This is a genomic window from Phenylobacterium sp., from assembly GCF_044358365.1.
Taxonomy (GTDB): domain Bacteria; phylum Pseudomonadota; class Alphaproteobacteria; order Caulobacterales; family Caulobacteraceae; genus Phenylobacterium.
Map to the genome: position 1 here is coordinate 1 of NZ_JBIKNZ010000024.1, position 20,518 is coordinate 20,518.

Sequence of the window (20,518 nt, forward strand, 5' to 3'; positions counted from 1 at the left end):
AATCCTCGACTTCATGACCCCGAACGAAGTCTTCCAACAGCTCATCAACAGCACCAACACCCACGAAAAGCCCGTCGCACTTCAACATTGACACCGCCCACACCATCACCGAAATTCCGGCTCTGAGGCGCTGCTGTGCCAAGCTGCTCTCAACTGGGTTATCTCAGCCCGGAAGAGTAGAACGCAGAGTGGTTTAGTCCCGCCCACATTTCGGGGGGTGGGGGGGATAGGCAGCTCAACAAGTTGGAAAGTCGCCTGCGGAGCGTAGGCCCTGCGCCGTCCAATGGCCTTTGAAGTCTCCGGAGAACGCCCTAGCGTGGCTCCAGGAGGAGCCAATGCCGTCCATAACGCTCGAAGTCCAATCAGCTAAACTGACGTCAAGATTTGGCTCGATCTACGGAGCGCTACACGCGGGAAAGTGGACGTTGAACCTGAAGGTTCGGCTTCCATTCCCTGAAAGCCTCGAACTCGGCACGGGCGAGACGCCGAACGAGCGTGAGATGCACCTGACCATCCGAGAGACGGCGCCAGAGTTCCGAAAATCGATTGCCGAGCGAACCAAAGGAGTCAAAGACTCATTGAAGAGCAAGGATGACCTGCCGTTTGGTATGATGATCTACAGCCCTGAGTGGGCTGATAGCGACGGCTTGCACAGCGGACCTGCCTCGATCTTTTTCGAAGTATACGCGCCCGCCGAGGTGATGGCGTCGCTTGTTCGGTTTGCTGAGAATGGCCTCTTTCCGAAGCGTGTTCAGCTTGAGGTTCGCGGCCTCCATTATGGCTATGGCGGGGACGGCCGCGAGAAGCGTTGGCCCGACAATAAGGACACGTCGATGCTGCCAATCGTCAACATGGACTACGACCTACCGCTGAAAGATGAGCCTGAGGATTTATTACCGGGTGAGCCAACCACGCCGGTCGGAGCCGATCTTGCGCCCATCCTTCAGGAAACGCTCAAGTGGCTTAAAGGCGGAGTGTTGCTGCTCGCCGCAATCGCTGGAGCGGTGGTGTTCGCCAACTGGCGCTGAAGGACGACCTATGATTCGGATGATAGGCGCGGTGGCCCGGGCGGTTTGGAATGGCCCGTTTTTCATCGGCAAATTGACACGACCAGTCTCGCTCGGCGATGTGGCGATGAAGCTGCTTGAGACGACGTGGCGCAGCGTAATCCTGCTGGCCGTAGTCGTCGGAGGCATCGCCGCTGCGGCTGTCGTATGGGAGTCACGTCCGCCGCCGCCGTCCCTGCCTGATCAAATAGCCGGAACCGCTACCCTCGGAAGCCCGGATTGCGACGCGGCTCTTCCCCTGCACGTAGCGTTGAAGAATAACTCCCAGGAGCGGGTCGGGAGCGTCAGTTTCAAAGTGGCGGCGTATGAGCCGGGTAGGACTACCAATCTCGCCGTCTCAGGCTCGGACATGTTCGTCACGGATGTCATCATCCCAGCGACCAAGACGCTGAGCATGTGTTGGCAGGGACCATTGCTGAACGAAGAACGTGCCTTCGCAGGCTTAAGATTTGTGGTGACAGTCACTGACGCTCAGGCGACCAAGCTCGCGCCCTAAATGTCGCCGATTGTTGCCCAGGTATCCGTGGGCGGATCAAGAAGGGCGACCTCGCCGACGCCTGAGTTGACTCCCTGTAGGCAGGGGTGTGACCTTCACCAAGGGAAACGGGACGGGTGGGCGTTGAACGTCAGGCTAGGCTTTGCGCGACTGGCTAGGGTTACGGCCATACTCTATGGCGTCGCGTCTATCGTTGCTGTTGGTACCGTCTTGAAGATGGGATGGGACGAGCGAGAGAAACAACTTCATCCGAAAGTCTATACTGTCACGTCCCCTCGTGGCCTGGTCTTCGTCACCCAAGGGCGCGAAGAATGGGAGGCTATGGCAGCGGTCGTTGCCTACAATAATGACAAGCTGATTGTTAAGCCGGATGAGGAGCCTTCTTCGTACCTCGCGAAATGGACGGACCAACAACTCCTCGCGACCCGGAATGATAGATACGTCGCACAACTCGGTGGAACACTTGTCCCGCTGACCGCCGCTGAGGGGATGATTTCTAGAGAGGGCTTTGCAGGGGATCCGCTGAGGCAGAAGCCTGCCCAGACTCCAATCCGTGCACCTTCAGCAAAGTACGACAACCCAATGAGCCTTGCGACAGCCTTCAGAGCTGGCGTTGCGCTCACTTTGTCGCTCGGAGTTCTGTACGCGGTGCTCTGGGCGATGTTCCGCGGACTTCGCTGGGTGGCGCTCGGGTTTATGGACGCGAAGGCGGCGGAGCCTTCGGACTGACCGTTGTTACCGCCTTCGGCGCGGTCAGGCGAGGTCTTCAGTCGCGCTCTTCCTGAAATGGCGCTGACACTCGCCGCTCACCTGCTTAGACGGTAGCGGCTTGGGGGATGGATAACCCTAAAGGTTTAGGAGAAAAGTGGTGGATGCGACAGGGATTGAACCTGTGACCCCCTCGGTGTGAACGAGGTGCTCTCCCGCTGAGCTACGCATCCGCTGCAGGGCAGGGCGGGGGCTATAGCGTTTCGGCCTTCGGGTCGCAAGCGCCGAGGAGGCGGGCGCAGGCCATGGGCAATTCCTCGAAGTGGTCGATCAGGATGTCGGGGTTGAGCTCGGCGACCGGGATTTCTGTGTAGCCGAAGCTGACCAGGACGAGATGCGCACCGGCGTTGCGCGCCGCGCCGGCGTCGGTGGCGGCGTCGCCGACCATGATGGTGCGGGCCATGTCGCCGCCCACGGCGTCCACGGCGGCCTGGAGATGTCGGGCGTCGGGCTTGATGGCGGGGGCGGCGTCGGCGCCGATGACGGCCTCGAAGCGGCGGGCCAGGCCCAGGGCCTTGAGCAACGCCACAGACAGGTCAGTGCGCTTGTTGGTGCAGACCACGAGCCTTGCGCCCCTGGCCTTCAGGTGATCGAGGGCGGCCTCGCAACCGGGAAACGGCCGGCTCTCATCGGCGATGCGGCTCAGGTAACGGGCGATGAAGCGGTCGAATAGCGCCGGGACGCGGTCCGGGTGCAGCGGCGCACCCGCCGCCTCGAACCCGGTCTCGATCATCCAGCGTGCGCCGCGACCGATGAAGGGTCTGGCCCTGGCGATCGGGAAAGGCGGCAGGCCTTCCTGCTCCAGCAGCACGTTCAGCGTGCCGATGAGATCGGGCGCGGTGTCGACCAGGGTACCGTCGAGGTCGAAGGCGATGGTGGCGCCGGCGAGGGAGGCGCGCGTTGTCATGAATTTCCCCCGGGAACGTAGCGGAGAGGCTAGCTGTTTCTCGCGCGTCGCCACAAGGCTTGCTAAGCCCATATTCCAGAAAGACTCAGTTCGCCCGGGGGAACACCGAATGACCGCACGCGCTGCCGTGATCATGGCCGCCGGCCAGGGCACGCGGATGAAGTCGCCGATCCCCAAGGTCCTGCACAAGGTGGGCGGGCGCAGCTTGCTGGACCGGGTGATCGACACGGTGCAGGCGGCTGGCTGCGACCGGATCCATGTAGTGGTGGGCAACCATAGTCCGGAGGTGCGGGCGCGCGCCGTGGAACGACTGGGTGAAGGCGCGCCTGTGCTGCAGGACCCGCCGCTCGGCACCGGCCATGCGGTGCTGGCGGCGCGCGATGTGCTGGCTGACTTCGAGGGCGATGTCCTGGTGGTGAACGGCGACTGCCCGCTGCTCTCGCCCCAGGACCTGGAATATCTGTTCACGCTTCGCACGAAAGGCGCGGCCCTGGCCATCATGGGCTTCGAGCCGCACGATCCGTTGCTGTATGGCCGGGTGCTGCGGGGTGCGGATGGTCATGTGATCCGGATTGTCGAGCCGAGCCAGGCCACGGAAGAGATCCGCTCGGTCAAGCTTTGCAACGGCGGCATGTATGTCGCTCATGCCAGGGACCTCTTCCGCTGGCTGGGTCGGGTGAAGAACGACAACCCCAAGGGCGAGTACTTCATCACCGATATCGTGTCTGAAGCGACCCACGAGGAGGCCGTGGTTCGGGCCAACATCGCCCCGGAGTCGGCGGTGATGGGGGCCGACACCCAGGCGCAGCTGGCGCAGGCCGAGGCGATCTTCCAGCGCCGGCGCCGCGAGCAGTTTCTGGCGCAGGGCGTGGCCATGCCGGCGCCCGAGACGGTGCATTTTTCCTGGGACACGGATCTGGCGCCCGGCGCCACGGTTGAGCCCTACGTCGTGTTCGCCCCCGGCGTCAGGGTGGAGACCGGTGCGGTGATCCGGGCCTTCAGCCATCTGGAGGGCGCGATCGTGCGCGCGGGCGCGCTGGTCGGCCCCTATGCGCGGCTACGTCCTGGCGCCGACATCGGCGAGGAGGCCCACATCGGCAACTTCGTGGAGGTGAAGAAGGTCACGGTCGGAAAGGGCGCCAAGGCCAATCACCTGAGCTACCTCGGCGACGGGTCGGTGGGGGCGGGCGCCAACATCGGAGCGGGCACCATCTTCTGCAACTACGACGGCTTCTTCAAATATGACACCCATGTGGGGGCCGGGGCCTTTGTGGGCTCCAACACTGCCCTGGTGGCGCCGATCTCTGTGGGCGAGGGCGCCTATATCGGGTCCGGCTCGGTGATCACGAAGGACGTGGCGGCCGACGCCCTGGCGCTGGAACGGGGAACCCAGATCGAGAAGGCCGGCTGGGCGGCGCGTTTCCGGCAGGTGATGGCGGCGAAGAAGAAGGCTGCGGCGAAATGATCGATGTTGACGGCCAGAAGCGCGCCGCAGGCGAAGCGGCCGCCAAACTTGTTGAAGCGGACATGGTGGTGGGTCTGGGCACCGGCTCCACCGCCGCATGGTTCGTACGTGCCCTCGCCGCGCGGAAGCTGGACATCGTGGGCGTGCCCACCTCGCAGGCCACCGCCGATCTGGCGACCAGCCTTGGCATTCGCATCGCCCAGCTGGGCGACACCCGCACCATCGACCTGACCGTTGATGGCGCCGACGAGATCGGGCCGGGCCTGTCGCTGATCAAGGGCGGGGGCGCGGCCCTGCTGCGCGAGAAGCTGGTCTGGGAGGCCTCGAGCCGCTGCGTGGTGATTGCCGACGCCGCCAAGCATGTGAAAACGCTTGGCAAGTTCGCGCTACCCATCGAGGTGGTGGCGTTCGGTCACAAGATCACGGCGTTGAGAATTTGCGACGTCCTCGCCGAGTGCGAGATCGGCATGATGCCGGCGCTGCGACGGCGCGACGGCGAACCGGTCCGCACGGATGGCGGCAATCTGATCTATGATGTGGCGTGCGGGCGCATAGAGGAACCGGCGATGCTGGCGGCGGCGCTGAAGAGCGTCACCGGCGTGGTCGATCACGGCCTGTTTCTCGATCTGGCCGATTGTGCGCTGATCGGCGGCCCCGACGGCGTGTTTGAACTCGAACCCTAGGTAACTGGCATGGCCGACTATGACTATGATCTCTTCGTCATCGGCGCCGGTTCGGGCGGCGTGCGCGCTGCACGTCTGGCTGCGATGTCGGGCGCGCGGGTCGCTGTGGCGGAGGAAAGCCGGGTGGGCGGCACCTGTGTGATCCGCGGCTGTGTGCCCAAGAAGTTCATGGTCTATGCCTCTGAATATTCGAAATCTTTCGATACAGCCCGGGGCTATGGCTGGGAGATCGGAGAGACACGGTTTGACTGGCCGAAGTTCCTGATGGCCAAGGACATCGAGATTGCACGGCTCTCCGGCATCTATGTCCGCAACCTGCAGAACGCCGGCGCCGAGTTGATCCACGGAAAGGCCCGCCTCACCGGCCGCCATACGATCGAAGTCGAAGGCCACGGAACCGTGACGGCCGCCAAGATCCTGGTCGCCACCGGCGGTCGACCCTGGATGCCGACGGACGTTTCCGGCATCGAGCACGCCATAACCTCCAATGAGGCGTTTCACCTGGAGCAGCTTCCAAAGCGCGTTGTGGTGGCGGGCGGAGGCTATATCGCGCTTGAGTTCGCCTGCATCTTCAATGGCCTGGGTGTGGATACGACGGTGGTTCACCGGGGCCCGAACGTACTTCGCGGTTTTGACGACGACATCCGCAGCCACGTGGCCGAGGAGATGGAGGCGCGCGGGATCAAGGTGCGGCTGGGGACACGCATCACCGACATCGAGAAGACCGCGGACGGTCTTGTCAGCCGGTGTTCCGATGGCCACGCCACCACGACGGACGTCGTCATGTTCGCGCTCGGTCGTGAACCCTACACCGAGGGTCTGGGCCTCGACGCCGCGGGCGTCGCCGTGACAGAAAACGGCGCCGTGAAGGTCGACGAATACTCCCGCAGCAGCGTCGACAACATCTGGGCCGTGGGCGACGTCACCGACCGCATCAACCTGACCCCGGTGGCGATCCGGGAGGGTGCAGCCTTCGCCCAGACCGAATTCTTCAACAACCCGACCACCTTCGACCACGAAATGGTTGCCTCGGCCGTCTTCACCCAGCCACAGATAGGGTCGGTTGGTCTGTCCGAGGCGGACGCCCGCCACAAGTACGGAAAGGTCGACATCTACATGTCGAAGTTCCGGCCGATGAAGGAGACCTTCTACGGCGGCCATCAGCGGGCGATGATCAAGCTGGTGGTTGAGCAGGCTGGTGAGCGCATCGTCGGCTGCCATGTGGTCGCCCCCGATGGCCCGGAAATCATCCAGATGGCGGCGATCGCCATGAAGATGGGCGTGACCAAGCCGCAATGGGACGCGACCTGTGCGGTTCACCCGACACTGGCCGAGGAACTGGTGACGATGCGCGACAAGATGGCGCCGCCGTCTCTGGGCGCAGTGTCGTGACCCCGCCTCGCCGGCGCTGTGCCGGGCAGATCTTTTGACGGCGGCCGAAGACCCGGCGCCGGCGCCGCGCGGCGCCCGTGATCGCCTGGCAGTCTGGTGCGGATGGGTGATGGTGGGCGTGGCAGGGCTTACGCCGCTCATGGCGTGGTTGGGACCGTTGGGGTTTGCCGCGTTGATGGCGCTTGCAGGTCTGCTTTGCCTGCCGGCGCTGCGCCTTCGCGAACCGGAGGCGCCGCTGGCAATCATCCTGTTGTTCGGCCTTGCCTGGGCGGCATTGTCCACGCTCTGGACGTTTCATCCCGCTCTGAGCCTGGAGGATAGTGTCGCCCTGAAGCTGGCCGCGCAGCTGCCGCTCTACTATGCGGCCTGGTGTGGCGCGCGGCGCGCTGATCCGGGACTGGCGGCGTTGGCGCTGAGGGTTCTGGCCTGGGGGCTGGCGGCCTATGGCGGCCTGCTGCTGCTGGAGGCCCTGACAAATGGCGGCGTCTATCAGGCGCTTCGCAATCTGATGAATGATCCGATCCGGCCGGACCTGGGTCGCAAGAACCTGGCGCAGGGCGCCTTTGTTCTGGCGCTGCTTTGGCCGGTGGTCGCTGTCGCCGGCGCGCGGGCCGGTGCGCCCCGCTGGCTGGGAGGGCTTATGGTGTTGGGTACGGTGGTGCTGGCCCAGCGTTTCCTGTCCGACGCTCCGGTGCTTGCTGTGGCGCTGGCGATCGCGGTTGGCGCGGCGGTCTGGATCTGGCCCCGCTCTGCGCCGAAAATTCTGGCGATAGTCGCTGCGTTGTTGATGCTGGTGATGCCGGTGCTGATCCTGTTGGTTCGGCTGGGCGGGTTCGGCGCAAACCTCCCGGTCTCCTGGGAACAGCGGATGGGCTATTGGGCCTTTGCCATCGCGCGGATTTCCGAACATCCCTGGCGCGGCTGGGGTCTCGACGCCAGCCGGGCATTCAGCCCTTCGATACAGCTCCACCCGCACAATGGCGCCTTGCAGATCTGGCTTGAGCTGGGGGCTCTGGGGGCTGTGCTCGCCGCGCTAACCTGGGCATTCCTGTTTCGGCGCCTGGTCCGGGAGGATCGTACCCTGCTGGCCGCCGCATCAGCCGGGTCTGCCTCGGTCTATCTATTCTTCGGCTTCGTCAGCTTCGGGGTGTGGCAGGAGTGGTGGCTGGCGCTGGCCGCACTTGTCGCCGTGGTCGTGGCGCTCGCGGCGACCTCCTCGAAAACCGCCTGAAACCAACCCCGTCGACGCCGCCCGACAATGCGCGTAAAACGCCCGGCCCGCCGAAACCCCGGCGGCTTCTGACGTTAGAGCCATGACCGAACACTGGACCCCGGCCTCCTGGAGAGCCAAACCCGCCAAGCACATCCCGGCCGACTATCCGGACCTGGCCGAGCTGACGCGTGTCGAGACAGACCTTCGCCGGATGCCGCCCCTGGTTTTTGCAGGCGAGGCGCGACGCCTGAAGAACAAACTGGCCGATGTTGCGGCGGGCAAGGCGTTCCTGCTGCAGGGCGGCGACTGCGCCGAAAGTTTCAAGGAGTTCCACGCGGACAATATCCGCGACCTGTTCCGGTTGATCCTGCAGATGTCCGTGGTGCTGACCTTCGCCGGCGGCAAGCCGGTCGTCAAGGTGGGCCGCATGGCCGGCCAATTCGGCAAGCCGCGTTCCTCGCCCGTCGAAGTGATCGATGGCGTCGAGCTTCCGTCCTATCGTGGGGACAACATCAACGGCATGGAGTTCACGCCGGAGGCCCGGATTCCTGATCCGCAGCGCCTGATGCAGGCCTATGCCCAGTCTTCGTCAACGCTCAACCTGATCCGCGCCTTCGCCGGCGGCGGCTATGCCGACCTGCACAATATCCATCGCTGGACCCTGGGTTTCGTGGCCGACAGCCCGCAAGGCGCGCGGTACCGCGAATTCGCCGACAAGATCAGCGAGACCCTGCAGTTCATGGAGGCCATCGGCGTCACGCCCGAGAGTCAGCCGACCCTGCGCCAGGTGGAGTTCTTCACCAGCCACGAGGGCCTGCTGCTGGGCTATGAGGAAGCCATGACCCGGGTCGATAGCACCTCGGGCGAATGGTACGACACCTCCGCCCACCTGCTGTGGATCGGCGAGCGCACACGCCAGCTGGATGGGGCGCACGTGGAGTTCTTCCGCGGTATCCGCAATCCGATCGGCATCAAGTGCGGCCCGACCATGGAGGGTGACGACGTATTGCGCTTGATCGACACGCTGAACCCTGCGGACGAAGCCGGACGCATCACGCTTTACGGCCGCTTCGGCTCGGACAAGATCGCCGCGCGGCTGCCGGAACTGCTGCGCGCCACCAAGGCGTCGGGCCGTAATGTTGTCTGGGCCATCGACCCGATGCACGGCAACACGCTCACGGCCAACAACGGCTACAAGACCCGGCCGTTCGACCGCATCCTCTCCGAGGTCAAAAGCTTCATCGAGATCTGCAAGGCAGAGGGTGTCCACCCGGGTGGCGTTCACCTGGAAATGACAGGCCAGAACGTCACCGAGTGCCTGGGCGGCGCGCGGGCTGTGGCCGAGGGTGACCTGGCCGACCGCTACCACACTCACTGCGACCCGAGGCTGAACGGCGAGCAGGCGCTGGAACTGGCGTTCCTGGTTGCGGAGAAGCTGAAGGATGACGCCGGGGTTGTTGCGCAACGGGCGACGGCGGGCGTTTAGGTCCCAGACCTGACCCGCTGCCGCGCCGCCTGTCGGCCACCGACGGCATCGACAATGGTTCCGACGGCGCCCAGACCATAGGGCGGCATGTTGTTGTAGATGTTCTCGTACTGGCCGGGACCGATCACATAGGTCTCGTGCCAGATGCCAACGTCGCCGTTGGACCCGATGGCCTTGTTGAACGCCTGCCAGGCTGGGAGATGAGCGTGATCGCGGGCCTTGGCGTAGGCCTCCAGGGCGTCGAAGTCGCGCCAGTACTGCACGACCATGATGTTCGGGAAGTTGAAGTGAGTGCGTGCATGCAGCAGCCCCAGTTCCGGCTGTCTGGCCAATTCGATCAGCATGCGCGGCATGGCCGCCGCGATCGGTCCCCACTTCCAGAATTTCCACGGCTTGTTGATCCGCATACCTATGAGAAAGAGCACGAAGCCGCCCTCGACTTCCGCACAAACCCTGCGTTCTGTGATGTGCGACACCAGCAACTCCCCCACGTTTCGCGCAGACTGAAGGTCGCCCGGATACGTAGTCCACGCAATGTGCTACAGGCGCGGCGAAACGGGCGGAACCCGGCTTGCCCGGCTCCGCCGGTTGCGCCAGTGTCCGCCACGCTTTGAAAATCCTGGATTCGCGCCATGGACCGCCCAGCGGCCCCTGAGCCCGCCGATTCCGGGGGGCGTCTCGGCCCCGTTCGCACTGACCTGATGTCACTCCTGGGCCTGTCCGGCCCGGTCGTGATCTCGCGTCTTGGCATCATGGCCATGGGGCTGTGCGATACGATCGTCGTGGGGCGATACTCCGCCCAGGAGCTTGGCTATCACGCACTGGCCTGGGCCCCGACCAGCGTGGTGCTGACCTTCGCCATCGGATTGTTGACCGGCGTGAATGTCATGACGGCCCGGCGGATCGGGGAGGGGCGTCGCGACCTGACCGGCGCGGTCTTGCGGCGCGGGCTGGTCTACAGTTTCTGGATCGGGCTGGTCTCGATGATCGTGCTGATCGTGGCCGGGCCGCCGTTCATGCACGCCATCGGACTGGAGCCGGACCTGGCGGCCGGCTCATCGGAAGTCCTGACGATCTTTGCCCTGTCGCTCCCGTTCTACGGTCTGGCGGTGACCGCCAGCATGTGGCTGGAAGGTCAGTCGCGGCCGGGACCCGGCGCATGGGCCATGTGGGCGGCGAATGTGGTGAATCTGGGCCTGCTGCTTTTGCTGGTGCCGGGTACTTTGGGATTGCCAGCGCTGGGCGCGGTAGGCGGGGCCTGGGCCACCACGGGCGCGCGGGCGTTTCTTGTGATCGCCATGCTGGTGTTCATCGCGAGAATGCCGGAGGCGCGGGCGCTGGGCGTGTTCCGTAAGCCTGAGCGCGATCGCGCCGCAGAGGTTGAGCAACGCCAGATCGGCTATGGCGCCGGGGCCTCCAACTTCTTCGAGGTAGCCTCGTTTGCGGGCATGAACATCATTGCCGGCTGGATTGGCGGCCTGGCGGTCGCGGCCTTCGCCATCGCGCTCAATGTCGCCTCGATCGTGTTCATGGTTCCTCTGGGCCTGGCGACGGGCGCCGCCGTACTGGTGGGCAAGGCGTATGGGGCGAGGGACGCCGCGGCGGTGAACCGGGCCGCGGTGGTGGCCTTCAGCGTGGCGGCGGCCTTCGGCCTGCTGGTCTCGGGGATCATCTGGCCCACGGCGGAATTGATCGCCTCGGGCTACACAAAGGACGCTGCCACGATCGCAATGGCCGCCCCTGCGCTGATCATCAGTTGCCTGTTCTTTTTCCCGGATGCGATCCAGGTGGTGGTGGCCCAGTCGCTCCGCGCGCGCGGCGATGTGTGGGTTCCCAGCTATACCCACCTGCTCAGCTACGTGGTGATCATGGCGCCGCTCGCCTGGTGGCTGGCGATCCCGATGGCGCTGGGCATCAACGGCATCATCTGGGCCATCGTGATCGCCACCTTCATTTCGTGTGGGCTGTTGCTGGGCCGGTTCTGGATGCTGAGCCGGCGCGAACTCTAAGCCCCTGCGCCCAGAATCCAGCCTTCCTCGCGTTCGACCTCGGCCACCACTGTAGCGGGCGTGCCCTTGGGCGGCGCGAACAGCGCGCCCAGCTTGTTCGCCTCGTCCAGGCGCGCGAAGTGTTCGGCGGTGGTGCGAACCTGAGCCAGATCCTTCACCTCGCCCGGCGCCACGGCAGGCTTCAGGAGCGACGGATAGACTTCCGCCACCACCACCTCTACGCCCTCGAGGTCTTTCTCGGTGAGCGCCTTGAAGCCGGTCTCGAACGGCCAGGCTCTGAATCCATCGCCACGAGCTACCTTTTGACGACGCACGAACGGGATGCCGAGGATCGCCTGACCGCCCACCGAGCCGTTGTAATAGAGCTTCCAGATCGACGACGCGCCCTTTGCCGCTTCGTCCGCATAACGGAACTCCGGCAGATCATCAGGGCCGTGCGGTCGTGAGCGCTTGGGCTGTAGAGTTGTGAGCGTGTCCTTGGGCGGGCAACCCCAGAACGGAAATGGGCCGCCGGTCATGCGCCGGTTGATCTCGGAGCCGACGCCAAAGCGGTTGTTGAGATTGTCGGGCTTGTCCTTGACCATCTTGTTGAGCTGGTCCCAGACCGCGCGCCAGGGTTCATCGCCGGGCAGGCTCAGCGCGGCTGCGAAGCCACGGGGAAACCCGAGCGGAAAGTCAAAGCCGAGCAGCACGCGTTCGCCGCGCTTCCTGAGGTCATCAAGGATCAGGTTCAGTCGCGTCTCGGCCTCGGCCCGCGTCGACGGGTTGAAACTCTCGAAGGCCATGCGGAAGCGAATGTCGCGCTTGAGCACGCCGATCCAGATGGAATCCGCGCCTGTCGTCGGCTTGGCGGCCGCGCTCCAGTCGACAATCACGTAGGCGCTGAAGAGGCGCGGCACTGAGAGCTCCGATATTTCTGAATCCGACGGGGGCTTTTACGCCCCCGCCCGGTGTGGTCCAGCGCTTAGAGCACGACAGCTTGAAGTGGATACCGGTTCAAGCGCCCGTCGTGCTCTAAACATTTGATAACGAGCCTGTTTATCCGGTTCAGATAATTCCACCTGAACCGGACAGGCTCTAGGCGAGTTTGACCAGCATCTTGCCGAGGTTTTCGCCGGAGAACAGGCCCCGGAACGCGTTTGGCGCCTTTTCGATACCTTCGAAGACAGTCTCTTTCCAGGTGACCTTGCCGTCCTTTACCCAGCCGGACAGGTCGCTGAGGAAGGCCGGCATCATGTCCCATGAGCTGGAGACGATGAAGCCCTCCATCCGCAGTTGCTTGCCCACCATCTGGACCAGGTTGTTCGGACCGGCGGGCATCTCTGTGGCGTTGTACATCGAGATGGCCCCGCACAGGGCGAACCGTGCGAACGGACGGGCGGCGTTCAGGGCGGCGACCAGATGATCTCCGCCGACGTTGTCGAAATAGACGTCAATGCCGTCCGGTGCGGCCTTGGCTAGCGCCGCCGTCAGATCCTTCTCGACCTTGTAGTCGATGGCGTGGTCGACGCCGATGGACTTGAGGTAGGCAATCTTGTCCGCGCCACCAGCCGTGCCGATAACCGTATGGCCCTTGGCCTTGGCGATCTGGGCCACCATGGAGCCTACCGCGCCGGCCGCGCCCGAGACGAACACAACGTCACCGTCCTTCAGCGCTGCGATCTTGAGCAAACCGACATAGGCGGTCAGGCCGGGCATTCCGGCTGCGCCCAGGAATGCCTGTGGCGCCAGGCCCATGGTCTCCAGCTTCTGCACCTGACCGGCGGGAGCGTTGAAGCCCTCGCGCCAGCCAAAGCCTGACTGCACCAGATCACCGACCTTCAGGCCGGGATCTCCGGACGCCACCACCTCGCCGACGGCGCCGCCGTCCATCACCTTTCCGAGCGCGAAGGGCGGGGAGTAGCTCTTTACGTCGTTCATGCGGCCCCGCATGTAGGGGTCGACCGTCATCCAGAGATTCCTGACCTGCACCTCGCCGGCGCCGGGCGCGGGCAGATCGACCGAGGCGATCTCGAAGTTTTCGTCCTTCGGAACACCGACTGGACGGCTCTTGAGGCGGATTTCGCGATAGGTGGTCATGGTCAGTCCCTGCATCCCGTTCTGGTTAGAAGCGGTGTAGGACCCTGCGCGGGTGGCGTCGAGGGCTCAGCGTATGGTAACGCGCGCGCCCAGTCCGGAGTTTCCATGGTTCAGACTTTGCGAGGCGGCGTCATCGGGGCGGGGGTATTCGGCGGTTATCATGCACGCCAGTACGCCGGGATGGCGGGGGTCAGCTTTTCCGGTGTCTTCGACAGCTATCCGGACCGCGCCGCCGCGGTCGCCATGCCGCTGGGCGGACGGGCCTTTGCCGACCTTGAAACCTTCCTGGAGGCCGTGGATGTGGTCACGGTCGCATCGCCCGCGACCTTTCATGTGGAACAGGCGATGGCGGCCATCGCGGCAGGCAAACATGTCTATGTGGAAAAACCCATCGGCGTAGACGTGGCTGACGCAGAACGCCTGCGCGCCGCGGCGGCCAAAAGGGGACTGATCCTTGCGTGTGGACACCAGGAGCGGGTGGTCTTCCAGGCTATGGGACTTCTGGACACAGGGCAGACGCCTTTGCTGCTGGAATCCACGCGCCACGGTCCGCCGTCACCTCGCAGTCAGGACGTATCGGCGGTGCTGGACCTGATGATCCACGATCTGGATCTGCTGCTGACGGTCGCCGGTTCGGATCCGGTGACGGCTGAGGGGGAGGGAGTCCTGGGGCCCAATGGGGTGTGGGATCAGGCCCGCGCCGAGATCACCTTCGAGAGCGGTCTGACCGCCATTCTTGATGTCTCGCGACTGGCCCCGGAACGGCGCCGGACCATGCGGATCGTCTATGCCTCCGGTGAAGTCGAAGTGGATTTTCTGGCGCGCACCTTCCGCAATACGACGCCGTTTGCGCTGAACCCGGACTTCGCGAGTACGGCGGCGGCCACCGATCCCCTTGGCGCCAGTCTGGCCGGCTTTCTGGCCGCTGTGCGAGGCGAGGCCGCCAGGCCGGTGGTAACGGCACAGGAAGCTATTGCCGCCCTTGATCTGGCCCTGGCTGTCGAACAGGCGTTGGAGAACGCCGCGTAAGGGGGCTAGCCTGCGAGCAACCCAGCAGGAGACCCGCGCCATGGCCAATGCCTTCGACTACGAATTCAGCTCGATCAAGGGCGCCCCGTTGCCGCTGTCGACCTTCCGGGACAAGGTCGTGCTGGTGGTCAACACCGCATCGAAGTGCGGCCTTACCCCGCAGTACGATGGCCTCGAGAAACTGTACTCAGACTACAAGGATCAGGGTCTCGTCGTGCTGGGTGTTCCCTGCAACCAGTTCATGGGGCAGGAGCCCGGCACAGAAGCCGACATCGAGACCTTTTGCAGCACCACCTTCGGCATCGACTTTCCGATGACTTCCAAGGTCGATGTGAAGGGCGACGACGCCCATCCATTCTACAAGTGGGCGCAGGCCGCGCTCGGTGAGCCAGCGGTTCCGATCTGGAACTTCCACAAGATCCTGATCGGCAAGGATGGCGCGGCGCTGCAGGCCTTCGGCCCGCGCATCGAGCCTCAGGACGCAGGACTGGTCTCGGCGATCGAGGGCGCGCTCTAGGGTTGGCGACTACCCGTTCACGTCCACGACCACGCGACCCCGCACCTTGCCCTCCATGATATCGGCCGCCAGTCGGGGCAGATCAGTCAGTGTGGCGTCAGTGGTCATGGCGTCGAGTTTAGCCCGGTCCATATCGCGGGCCAGTCGTGTCCAGGCTTCCACCCGGTCCGGCGTCGGTCGCATGACGCTGTCGATCCCGGCCAGGGTCACGCCGCGCAGGATGAACGGCGCAACCGATCCCGGCAGGTCCATCCCCTGGGCCAGACCGCAGGCCGTAACCACGCCGCCATATCGTGTCTGGGCCAGTACATTGGCCAGCGTGTGGCTGCCTACGGAGTCCACGGCGCCTGCCCAACGTTCCTTGGCCAGCGGTCGTCCCGGCGCCGAGAATTCGGCGGCGTCCAGCACCTCGGCCGCGCCGAGGCCCGTGAGGTAGGCGCTCTCACTGTCCTTGCGGCGCGATGAGGCCACGACCCGGTAGCCGAGCTTCGCGAGCAGGGCCACGGCCACGCTGCCGACCCCACCTGCCGCGCCCGTGACCAGGATGTCGCCCTTGTCCGGCGTGACTCCCTGTCGCTCGAGAGCCAGCACGCTCAGCATGGCGGTGTAGCCGGCCGTGCCGATGGCCATGGCCTGTCGGTTGCTGATGTCGTCGGGCAGCTTGACCAGCCAGTCACCCTTGACCCGCGCCTTCTGGGCGTAGCCGCCGTGGTGCGCCTCGCCGACGCCCCAGCCGTTGAGCACAACGCGCTCGCCGGCCCTGAAACCCTGATGCGTCGAGCTCTCGACCACGCCGGCGAAATCGATGCCCGGGATCAGCGGCCAGACCCGGACCACGGGCGACTTGCCCGTCAGCGCCAGGCCGTCCTTGAAGTTGACGGTCGAACACTCGACCCGAACCACCACGTCACCGCCCATCAGATCGTCAAGACTCAGGTCCTCGAACCGGGCGTCCGGAGCCGCGTCGGTCTTGTGCAGGCGCAGGGCGCGGAAGGTATTGCTCATGGGTCAACTCGCTTCTGAGGGTTGGGCGTTGGGCAGGCCAAAGCGCTCACCGCGCCGGCCTCTGACGGCCAGATCAACGGTGTGCAGCCGGCGGGTTCCGGGCGCCTGCATTTCCGTGCCGGGCATCCACATCATGGCTACATAGTCGCCAAGACTGTCTTCCAGCGCCTGGGTGAACCCCTGGGCGTCCTGGGCCTTGTTCATCTGGATCTTGGTCATCCGCAGCGCTTCCGGGCTGTTCTCGGCTACGCGTCGGGCCCAGGCAAAGGTTTCACGCTCCAGGTCGGACCCGGGCAGCACCCGGTTCACGAAGCCATAGCGAGCCGCCTCGCCGGCGCTGATGAACCGGCTTTCGAAGCAGAGTTCCTTGGCCCGCCGAATTCCGATGTCCCAGGGGATCGACATGTACTCCACGAAGCCCGCCAGAAATTCCGCGTCCTCGGCGGCGAACACCACATCCATGGCCGCCGCCAGCATCCAGCCGGCATAGATGCAGTAGCCTTCGACCATGGCGATGGTGGGTTTGGGGAAGTTCCGCCACTTCAGCAGCAGGTCGAGATTGTACCTCTTGAACTGGTCGTAGGTCTCGATGCCAGGCTTTGCCCCAAGGCTGTGGCGGTATTCGAGGGCCTCCGGCGTACCCAGATCGTGACCTGTGGAAAACACTCCGCCCGCGCCGCGCACCAGCACCACGCGAACAGCAGGGTCGGTCAGCGCAAGATCGAAGGCCGCGTCGATCTCGTCGAGCATCCGGTAGCCCTGGGCGTTCCGATAGGCTGGCCGGTTGAGCGTGATAACGCCCACGCCGTCCTCGACCGTGTAGAGGATTTCCCCGAACGCCATTCCGCTCCCCCGCGCTTTGTTGCATTGAGGACTATAGCCAGGCCGGGAGCAGGGGAAGGCGCGATCACATGGGCGAGACAACAATGGATCTGATCGCCAACTCGCTCGACGCGGTAGTCGCACGCGCCGGTGACCCGGCTACGCCGATCTATGCGCGGCTTTTCGCGGAGTTCCCCGAGACCGAGCCGCGATTCATCCGCGATGTCAGCGGCGCCATCCGCGCCGAGATGCTGACCATGGTGTTCGATTGTCTGATGCACGCGGACGGCGGCTATCAGAACAATCTGATCCGCGCTGAGCGGGTCAACCACGATGGATTCGGGACCGACAACCCGACCTTCGACCGGTTTTTCTGGATTGTGCGCGATGTATGCCGTGAGCTCGCCGGACCGGACTGGTCGGCGGATATCGACGCGGCATGGACAGCCAGGATCGATCAAGTCACGGCGACAACAGTCTGACAACGCAAAAGAAAAAGGGCGGCGGACTTCTCCGCCGCCCCTCAGTGTTGTCGGCTAATGACTACCAGCGCTTGGTGATCGAGATCCCGTAGGTGCGGGGCTCGGTGTAGAAGACGTTCTGGAAGAGACCCGAGGAGTCGTCGGTCAGATAGGTGTCGGTGATCGCCTTTTCGTTGGTGGCGTTCTTCATGAAGCCGGCGATCTCGATACCCAGGTCCCTGTTTTCGACAGTGAGGGTCAGGTTGACGTTGTCCCAGCCCTTCACGCGGTCGGACACGCTGTTCCAGATCCGCGTCACCGACTCCGTCTGGTGATAGTAATCGCCGCGCATCGTGGCGCTCCAGTCCCCGAACTCCATGGTGTACTGGGCGCCCAGAGAGATAGTCCAGTGCGGCGCGTTGGGGAGCGGGTTGCCGGCCAGATTGACCGGGACGCCATCCGAGACGAGGCCACCGAAGGCGTTGGTGCCGGTGGCGATAGCGCCGCTGCCGATGTTGGCGCCGGCGCCCGCTGTCGACACCGTGGTGCAGACCGCCGTCAGGGCGAAGGGATTGCCCGTCGCCTTGGCGATGGAGAGGGCAGTCGCCGCCGCCGCCGTGGTGACCACACAGTTTGAGGCCGCGGAGGACTTCACCAGGGTGAGCGCCGGGTTCGACTGGGTGCGGTTGAAGGTATCGATTGAACTGGTGCTCTGGATTTCGGTGTCCAGATAACCGATCGCCGCATTCAGACGCAGGCCATCCAGCGGTTGCCACACCGATTCGAACTCGGCGCCGTTGACCTTGGCGTCGATGTTCTCGTTGGTGGAGGCGCGGTTCACGATCTTGGAGATCTGATAGCCTTTGTAGTCATAGTGGAACGCGCCCAGGTTCAGGGTCATCGTCCCGTCGAGGAGGACGTTCTTGGCGCCGATCTCATAGGAGTTGATGAACTCGGGCTTGAACGTCGGCGGGCCGCAGATCACGCCGGCGCCGCCGCTGCAAGGGGAGTTAAGGCCACCGGCCTTGTAGCCCCGCGAGTAGAAGGCATAGACAAGGGTCTCGTCGGTGAAGGCCAGGTCCGGCTTCCAGTCGAACCCGAAGCGGCCGGTGGGCTCCTTGAAGGACACCTTCAGGTTGGCCGGGGTGCCGGGGAGGGGACCACTGATCCCGGAACCGGGCGTGCCCAGGTTGACCGCGTGGTTCTCGACGTCTTTCTTGTCAACCGTGTAGCGCAGGCCGACCGTCCATTTGAAGTTTTCGCTCATCTGCCAGTAGAGCTCGCCGAACGCGGCGTAGGACGTCAGGTCGTATGGACCATAGGAGTCGTAATAGTTGTGACCTATTCGGGTCGGGTCCTTGTTCGGGTCGATGGCGACGCAGGTGGGGCCGGCCACGCAGTTCGGGCCGCCGTTGCGCGGATCGAGGGCGTTGTTCAGCTGGTAGAAGCCAGTTCCGGTGTTGAACATGACGTAATAGTCGCCGGTGCCCTGGAAGCGGGTGAGAATGCCGCCGACGTTGAAGTTGAACGGTCCGTCGAAATCAGACTGGAAGCGGATCTCGTGACTCCACTGTGTGGTGTAGCCGGAGGAAATGTCGCTGGTCGTGAAACGATTGAAAGGCCCGTTCTGCGGATCGTTGATGACCCCGCCGGGGAACAGCGACGGATAGATAGCTGTGGCGTAGCCGGGCACGGCTGCAAACAAATTGATCGGGTTCGGCGTCGTGTTGAAGGGCACGCTGGGCGTGTAGCGATTGTAGTCCTGGCGGGTCGTCAGCTTGTAGGTGGTGAACGCCGTCAGCCAGTTCATCGTGATGTTGTCGGACACGTCGAATTCGGCGTTGAACTGGTAGATGTCGGTCTTGGATTTGTAGATCGGATCGAACGTCGACTCGATGTCGCGAATGTTGGGGGTCTGCACCTTCCCGGCATAGGCGTCACCGGTCTGGAAGCCGGCGTAGGTGCCGAACAAACCACCCAATGTGGCCTGAGAATTGACCGTTCCAAGCATGCCTGGCGTGTAGAGGCCGACGGCCTGACAACCCTGGCTGAACAGGCCGCGCTCGATCACGCCCGCGCCACCAGCGGAGAAGCCGACGCCGCCCACGGTGTTGGGACCATTGTCTTTTGTGCAGAACTGCTTGCCGATCCGCGAGCGATTGTCGTCCTCTTCAAAGTGGTCCCAGACGACCCAACTGCGGAACCTGTCCGTCGGATTGAAAGCCAGTGAGGCGCGCGTGCCGAAGAGGTCACGGTCGTCCGCGTCATTGCCGGTGACGATATTCTTTCCGAATCCGTCGCGCTTCAGCATGCTGCCCGCGAGCCGCAGCGCGAACTTGTCGCCCAGCGGCAGGTTCACCATGCCCCGCAGCTTCTGGGTATTGTAGTTGCCGTACTCGGCCCTGATGTTGCCCTGGAAGGTGTCGGTGGGCTTGGCGGTGATCAGGTTGACGACGCCGCCCGTGGCGTTACGTCCGTACAGCGTGCCCTGCGGGCCGCGCAGAACCTCGACCCGTTCCACGTCGTAGAACTCGGTCTCGAACAGGTTGTTGGCGATCAAGGGGGCGTTGTTCAGGTGAATGCCGGTGCCAGCGTCGCCTGAACCCGCCACCAGCTTCGAGCCGATGCCGCGGATCTGGAAGTTATAGCCGGTGAAGTTGCCCTTGGAGAAGTTCACGTTGGGCACGGCCAGGACCAAGTTGGGGCCCCCGTCGATCTTGGCCTTCTCGAGCGCGTTCTGGTCGAACGCCGAAACGGCGATCGGAACGTCCTGGAGGCTTTCCTCCTTCTTCTGGGCGGTGACGACCAGTTCTTCGATTGTGTTGGTGGATTGGGCCTGGGCCCCTGTCGCGCTGGCCATGGCCACCATACAGGCGCCAGACATCAGCAAGCTGTGCTTGAGTTTCATATGCAACTGCCTCCCCGCAGCGTTTTGAGTGAGCGCTATTTTTTTGCGCTTCATTTCGAAGCTGAAGCACGCCGGGGAGGCCGTCAATTCTTTTAAGCGCCGGATTCGGAGCGGCGGAGGCCGGACGCTAGGCAGGAAAACACGCGGCCCTAACGCAAGAAGCGCTCCACCTTTCGGTGAAGCGCTTCAAGTTGGCTAGCCGTTTACGCGG

19 protein-coding genes and 1 tRNA gene are annotated in these 20,518 nt (G+C 64.1%); 12 read left to right on the plus strand and 8 right to left on the minus strand.

The annotated features are described in order from the left end of the window. Positions 1-425: 425 nt before the first annotated feature. The 3 genes from ACIQ3B_RS08660 to ACIQ3B_RS08670 all read left to right on the plus strand — a co-directional run bounded on the left by ACIQ3B_RS08660 (position 426) and on the right by ACIQ3B_RS08670 (position 2,292). Entirely contained in the window at positions 426-1,028 is a 603-nt protein-coding gene (locus ACIQ3B_RS08660) for a hypothetical protein (protein ID WP_397401609.1), read from the plus strand. Positions 1,029-1,038: 10 nt separating this feature from the next. Then, complete coding sequence (locus ACIQ3B_RS08665; RefSeq protein WP_397401611.1) at positions 1,039-1,563, plus strand: hypothetical protein; 525 nt, start codon at positions 1,039-1,041, stop codon at positions 1,561-1,563. A gap of 123 nt (positions 1,564-1,686) precedes the next feature. Beyond that, complete coding sequence (locus ACIQ3B_RS08670) at positions 1,687-2,292, plus strand: hypothetical protein (RefSeq protein ID WP_397401613.1); 606 nt, start codon at positions 1,687-1,689, stop codon at positions 2,290-2,292. A gap of 137 nt (positions 2,293-2,429) precedes the next feature. On the opposite strand, the gene ACIQ3B_RS08675 is transcribed toward ACIQ3B_RS08670, so the two are convergent. Together ACIQ3B_RS08675 and gph are read right to left on the minus strand one after the other, a co-directional pair. After that, a tRNA-Val gene (locus ACIQ3B_RS08675) sits at positions 2,430-2,504 on the minus strand. 20 nt (positions 2,505-2,524) lie between these two features. Next, entirely contained in the window at positions 2,525-3,238 is a 714-nt protein-coding gene (gene gph / locus ACIQ3B_RS08680) for a phosphoglycolate phosphatase (RefSeq protein ID WP_397401615.1), read from the minus strand. A gap of 109 nt (positions 3,239-3,347) precedes the next feature. Between gph and glmU the strand changes: the two genes are divergently transcribed. The 5 genes from glmU (at position 3,348) to ACIQ3B_RS08705 (ending at position 9,477) form a co-directional block, all read left to right on the plus strand. Continuing rightward, on the plus strand, positions 3,348-4,703 hold the full coding sequence (gene glmU, locus ACIQ3B_RS08685) for a bifunctional UDP-N-acetylglucosamine diphosphorylase/glucosamine-1-phosphate N-acetyltransferase GlmU (protein WP_397401617.1): 1,356 nt from the start codon (positions 3,348-3,350) through the stop codon (positions 4,701-4,703). Next, positions 4,703-5,386 carry a ribose-5-phosphate isomerase RpiA gene (gene rpiA, locus ACIQ3B_RS08690; protein ID WP_397401684.1) on the plus strand — a complete coding sequence of 228 codons (684 nt, stop codon included), beginning with the start codon at positions 4,703-4,705 and terminating at the stop codon, positions 5,384-5,386. Before glmU ends, rpiA begins: the two co-directional genes overlap by 1 nt. Before the next feature lie 9 nt (positions 5,387-5,395). Next, positions 5,396-6,778, plus strand: a complete 1,383-nt coding sequence (gor, locus tag ACIQ3B_RS08695; protein WP_397401619.1) for a glutathione-disulfide reductase — start codon at positions 5,396-5,398, stop codon at positions 6,776-6,778. A gap of 34 nt (positions 6,779-6,812) precedes the next feature. Beyond that, positions 6,813-8,009, plus strand: a complete 1,197-nt coding sequence (locus ACIQ3B_RS08700; protein ID WP_397401621.1) for an O-antigen ligase family protein — start codon at positions 6,813-6,815, stop codon at positions 8,007-8,009. An 82-nt stretch (positions 8,010-8,091) separates the two neighbouring features. Beyond that, positions 8,092-9,477, plus strand: coding sequence for a class II 3-deoxy-7-phosphoheptulonate synthase (locus ACIQ3B_RS08705; RefSeq protein ID WP_397401623.1), 1,386 nt, complete (start codon positions 8,092-8,094; stop codon positions 9,475-9,477). On the opposite strand, the gene ACIQ3B_RS08710 is transcribed toward ACIQ3B_RS08705, so the two are convergent. Further along, on the minus strand, positions 9,474-9,953 hold the full coding sequence (locus tag ACIQ3B_RS08710; protein ID WP_397401625.1) for a DUF4188 domain-containing protein: 480 nt from the start codon (positions 9,951-9,953) through the stop codon (positions 9,474-9,476). The two genes, ACIQ3B_RS08705 and ACIQ3B_RS08710, sit on opposite strands and share 4 nt — an antisense overlap. 156 nt (positions 9,954-10,109) lie before the next feature. Between ACIQ3B_RS08710 and ACIQ3B_RS08715 the strand changes: the two genes are divergently transcribed. Then, positions 10,110-11,486, plus strand: coding sequence for an MATE family efflux transporter (locus ACIQ3B_RS08715; RefSeq protein ID WP_397401627.1), 1,377 nt, complete (start codon positions 10,110-10,112; stop codon positions 11,484-11,486). Here the strand turns inward: ACIQ3B_RS08715 and ACIQ3B_RS08720 are convergent. Next, positions 11,483-12,385, minus strand: a complete 903-nt coding sequence (locus ACIQ3B_RS08720; protein ID WP_397401629.1) for a cobalamin biosynthesis protein CbiG — start codon at positions 12,383-12,385, stop codon at positions 11,483-11,485. The genes ACIQ3B_RS08715 and ACIQ3B_RS08720 overlap by 4 nt on opposite strands. Before the next feature lie 178 nt (positions 12,386-12,563). Further along, positions 12,564-13,565 carry an NADP-dependent oxidoreductase gene (locus ACIQ3B_RS08725; protein ID WP_397401631.1) on the minus strand — a complete coding sequence of 334 codons (1,002 nt, stop codon included), beginning with the start codon at positions 13,563-13,565 and terminating at the stop codon, positions 12,564-12,566. 105 nt (positions 13,566-13,670) lie between these two features. Here ACIQ3B_RS08725 and ACIQ3B_RS08730 point away from each other — a divergent pair, with 105 nt between their 5' ends. Together ACIQ3B_RS08730 and ACIQ3B_RS08735 are read left to right on the plus strand one after the other, a co-directional pair. Further along, positions 13,671-14,594 (plus strand): Gfo/Idh/MocA family protein, encoded by a 924-nt coding sequence (locus tag ACIQ3B_RS08730; RefSeq protein ID WP_397401633.1) that lies wholly within the window; start codon positions 13,671-13,673, stop codon positions 14,592-14,594. 40 nt (positions 14,595-14,634) lie between these two features. Beyond that, positions 14,635-15,111 (plus strand): glutathione peroxidase, encoded by a 477-nt coding sequence (locus ACIQ3B_RS08735; RefSeq protein WP_397401635.1) that lies wholly within the window; start codon positions 14,635-14,637, stop codon positions 15,109-15,111. Positions 15,112-15,120: 9 nt separating this feature from the next. Here the strand turns inward: ACIQ3B_RS08735 and ACIQ3B_RS08740 are convergent, their stop codons facing one another. Together ACIQ3B_RS08740 and ACIQ3B_RS08745 are read right to left on the minus strand one after the other, a co-directional pair. Further along, entirely contained in the window at positions 15,121-16,116 is a 996-nt protein-coding gene (locus ACIQ3B_RS08740; protein ID WP_397401637.1) for an MDR family oxidoreductase, read from the minus strand. 3 nt (positions 16,117-16,119) lie between these two features. Continuing rightward, positions 16,120-16,959, minus strand: coding sequence for an enoyl-CoA hydratase-related protein (locus tag ACIQ3B_RS08745; RefSeq protein ID WP_397401639.1), 840 nt, complete (start codon positions 16,957-16,959; stop codon positions 16,120-16,122). 68 nt (positions 16,960-17,027) lie between these two features. Here ACIQ3B_RS08745 and ACIQ3B_RS08750 point away from each other — a divergent pair, with 68 nt between their 5' ends. After that, positions 17,028-17,420, plus strand: coding sequence for a globin (locus ACIQ3B_RS08750; protein WP_397401641.1), 393 nt, complete (start codon positions 17,028-17,030; stop codon positions 17,418-17,420). Between the two features lie 61 nt (positions 17,421-17,481). On the opposite strand, the gene ACIQ3B_RS08755 is transcribed toward ACIQ3B_RS08750, so the two are convergent. Continuing rightward, complete coding sequence (locus tag ACIQ3B_RS08755) at positions 17,482-20,307, minus strand: TonB-dependent receptor (protein WP_397401643.1); 2,826 nt, start codon at positions 20,305-20,307, stop codon at positions 17,482-17,484. Positions 20,308-20,518 lie beyond the last annotated feature (211 nt).

What these genes read in the sequence shown, in the direction of transcription:
- ACIQ3B_RS08665 (WP_397401611.1), top strand. Translation starts at nt 1,039, where the DNA reads ATGATTCGGATGATAGGCGCGGTGGCCCGGGCGGTTTGGAATGGCCCG.
- gph (WP_397401615.1), bottom strand. Translation starts at nt 3,238, where the DNA reads ATGACAACGCGCGCCTCCCTCGCCGGCGCCACCATCGCCTTCGACCTC.
- glmU (WP_397401617.1), top strand. Translation starts at nt 3,348, where the DNA reads ATGACCGCACGCGCTGCCGTGATCATGGCCGCCGGCCAGGGCACGCGG.
- gor (WP_397401619.1), top strand. Translation starts at nt 5,396, where the DNA reads ATGGCCGACTATGACTATGATCTCTTCGTCATCGGCGCCGGTTCGGGC.
- ACIQ3B_RS08705 (WP_397401623.1), top strand. Translation starts at nt 8,092, where the DNA reads ATGACCGAACACTGGACCCCGGCCTCCTGGAGAGCCAAACCCGCCAAG.
- ACIQ3B_RS08715 (WP_397401627.1), top strand. Translation starts at nt 10,110, where the DNA reads ATGGACCGCCCAGCGGCCCCTGAGCCCGCCGATTCCGGGGGGCGTCTC.
- ACIQ3B_RS08725 (WP_397401631.1), bottom strand. Translation starts at nt 13,565, where the DNA reads ATGACCACCTATCGCGAAATCCGCCTCAAGAGCCGTCCAGTCGGTGTT.
- ACIQ3B_RS08730 (WP_397401633.1), top strand. Translation starts at nt 13,671, where the DNA reads ATGGTTCAGACTTTGCGAGGCGGCGTCATCGGGGCGGGGGTATTCGGC.
- ACIQ3B_RS08735 (WP_397401635.1), top strand. Translation starts at nt 14,635, where the DNA reads ATGGCCAATGCCTTCGACTACGAATTCAGCTCGATCAAGGGCGCCCCG.
- ACIQ3B_RS08740 (WP_397401637.1), bottom strand. Translation starts at nt 16,116, where the DNA reads ATGAGCAATACCTTCCGCGCCCTGCGCCTGCACAAGACCGACGCGGCT.
- ACIQ3B_RS08745 (WP_397401639.1), bottom strand. Translation starts at nt 16,959, where the DNA reads ATGGCGTTCGGGGAAATCCTCTACACGGTCGAGGACGGCGTGGGCGTT.
- ACIQ3B_RS08750 (WP_397401641.1), top strand. Translation starts at nt 17,028, where the DNA reads ATGGGCGAGACAACAATGGATCTGATCGCCAACTCGCTCGACGCGGTA.
- ACIQ3B_RS08755 (WP_397401643.1), bottom strand. Translation starts at nt 20,307, where the DNA reads ATGAAACTCAAGCACAGCTTGCTGATGTCTGGCGCCTGTATGGTGGCC.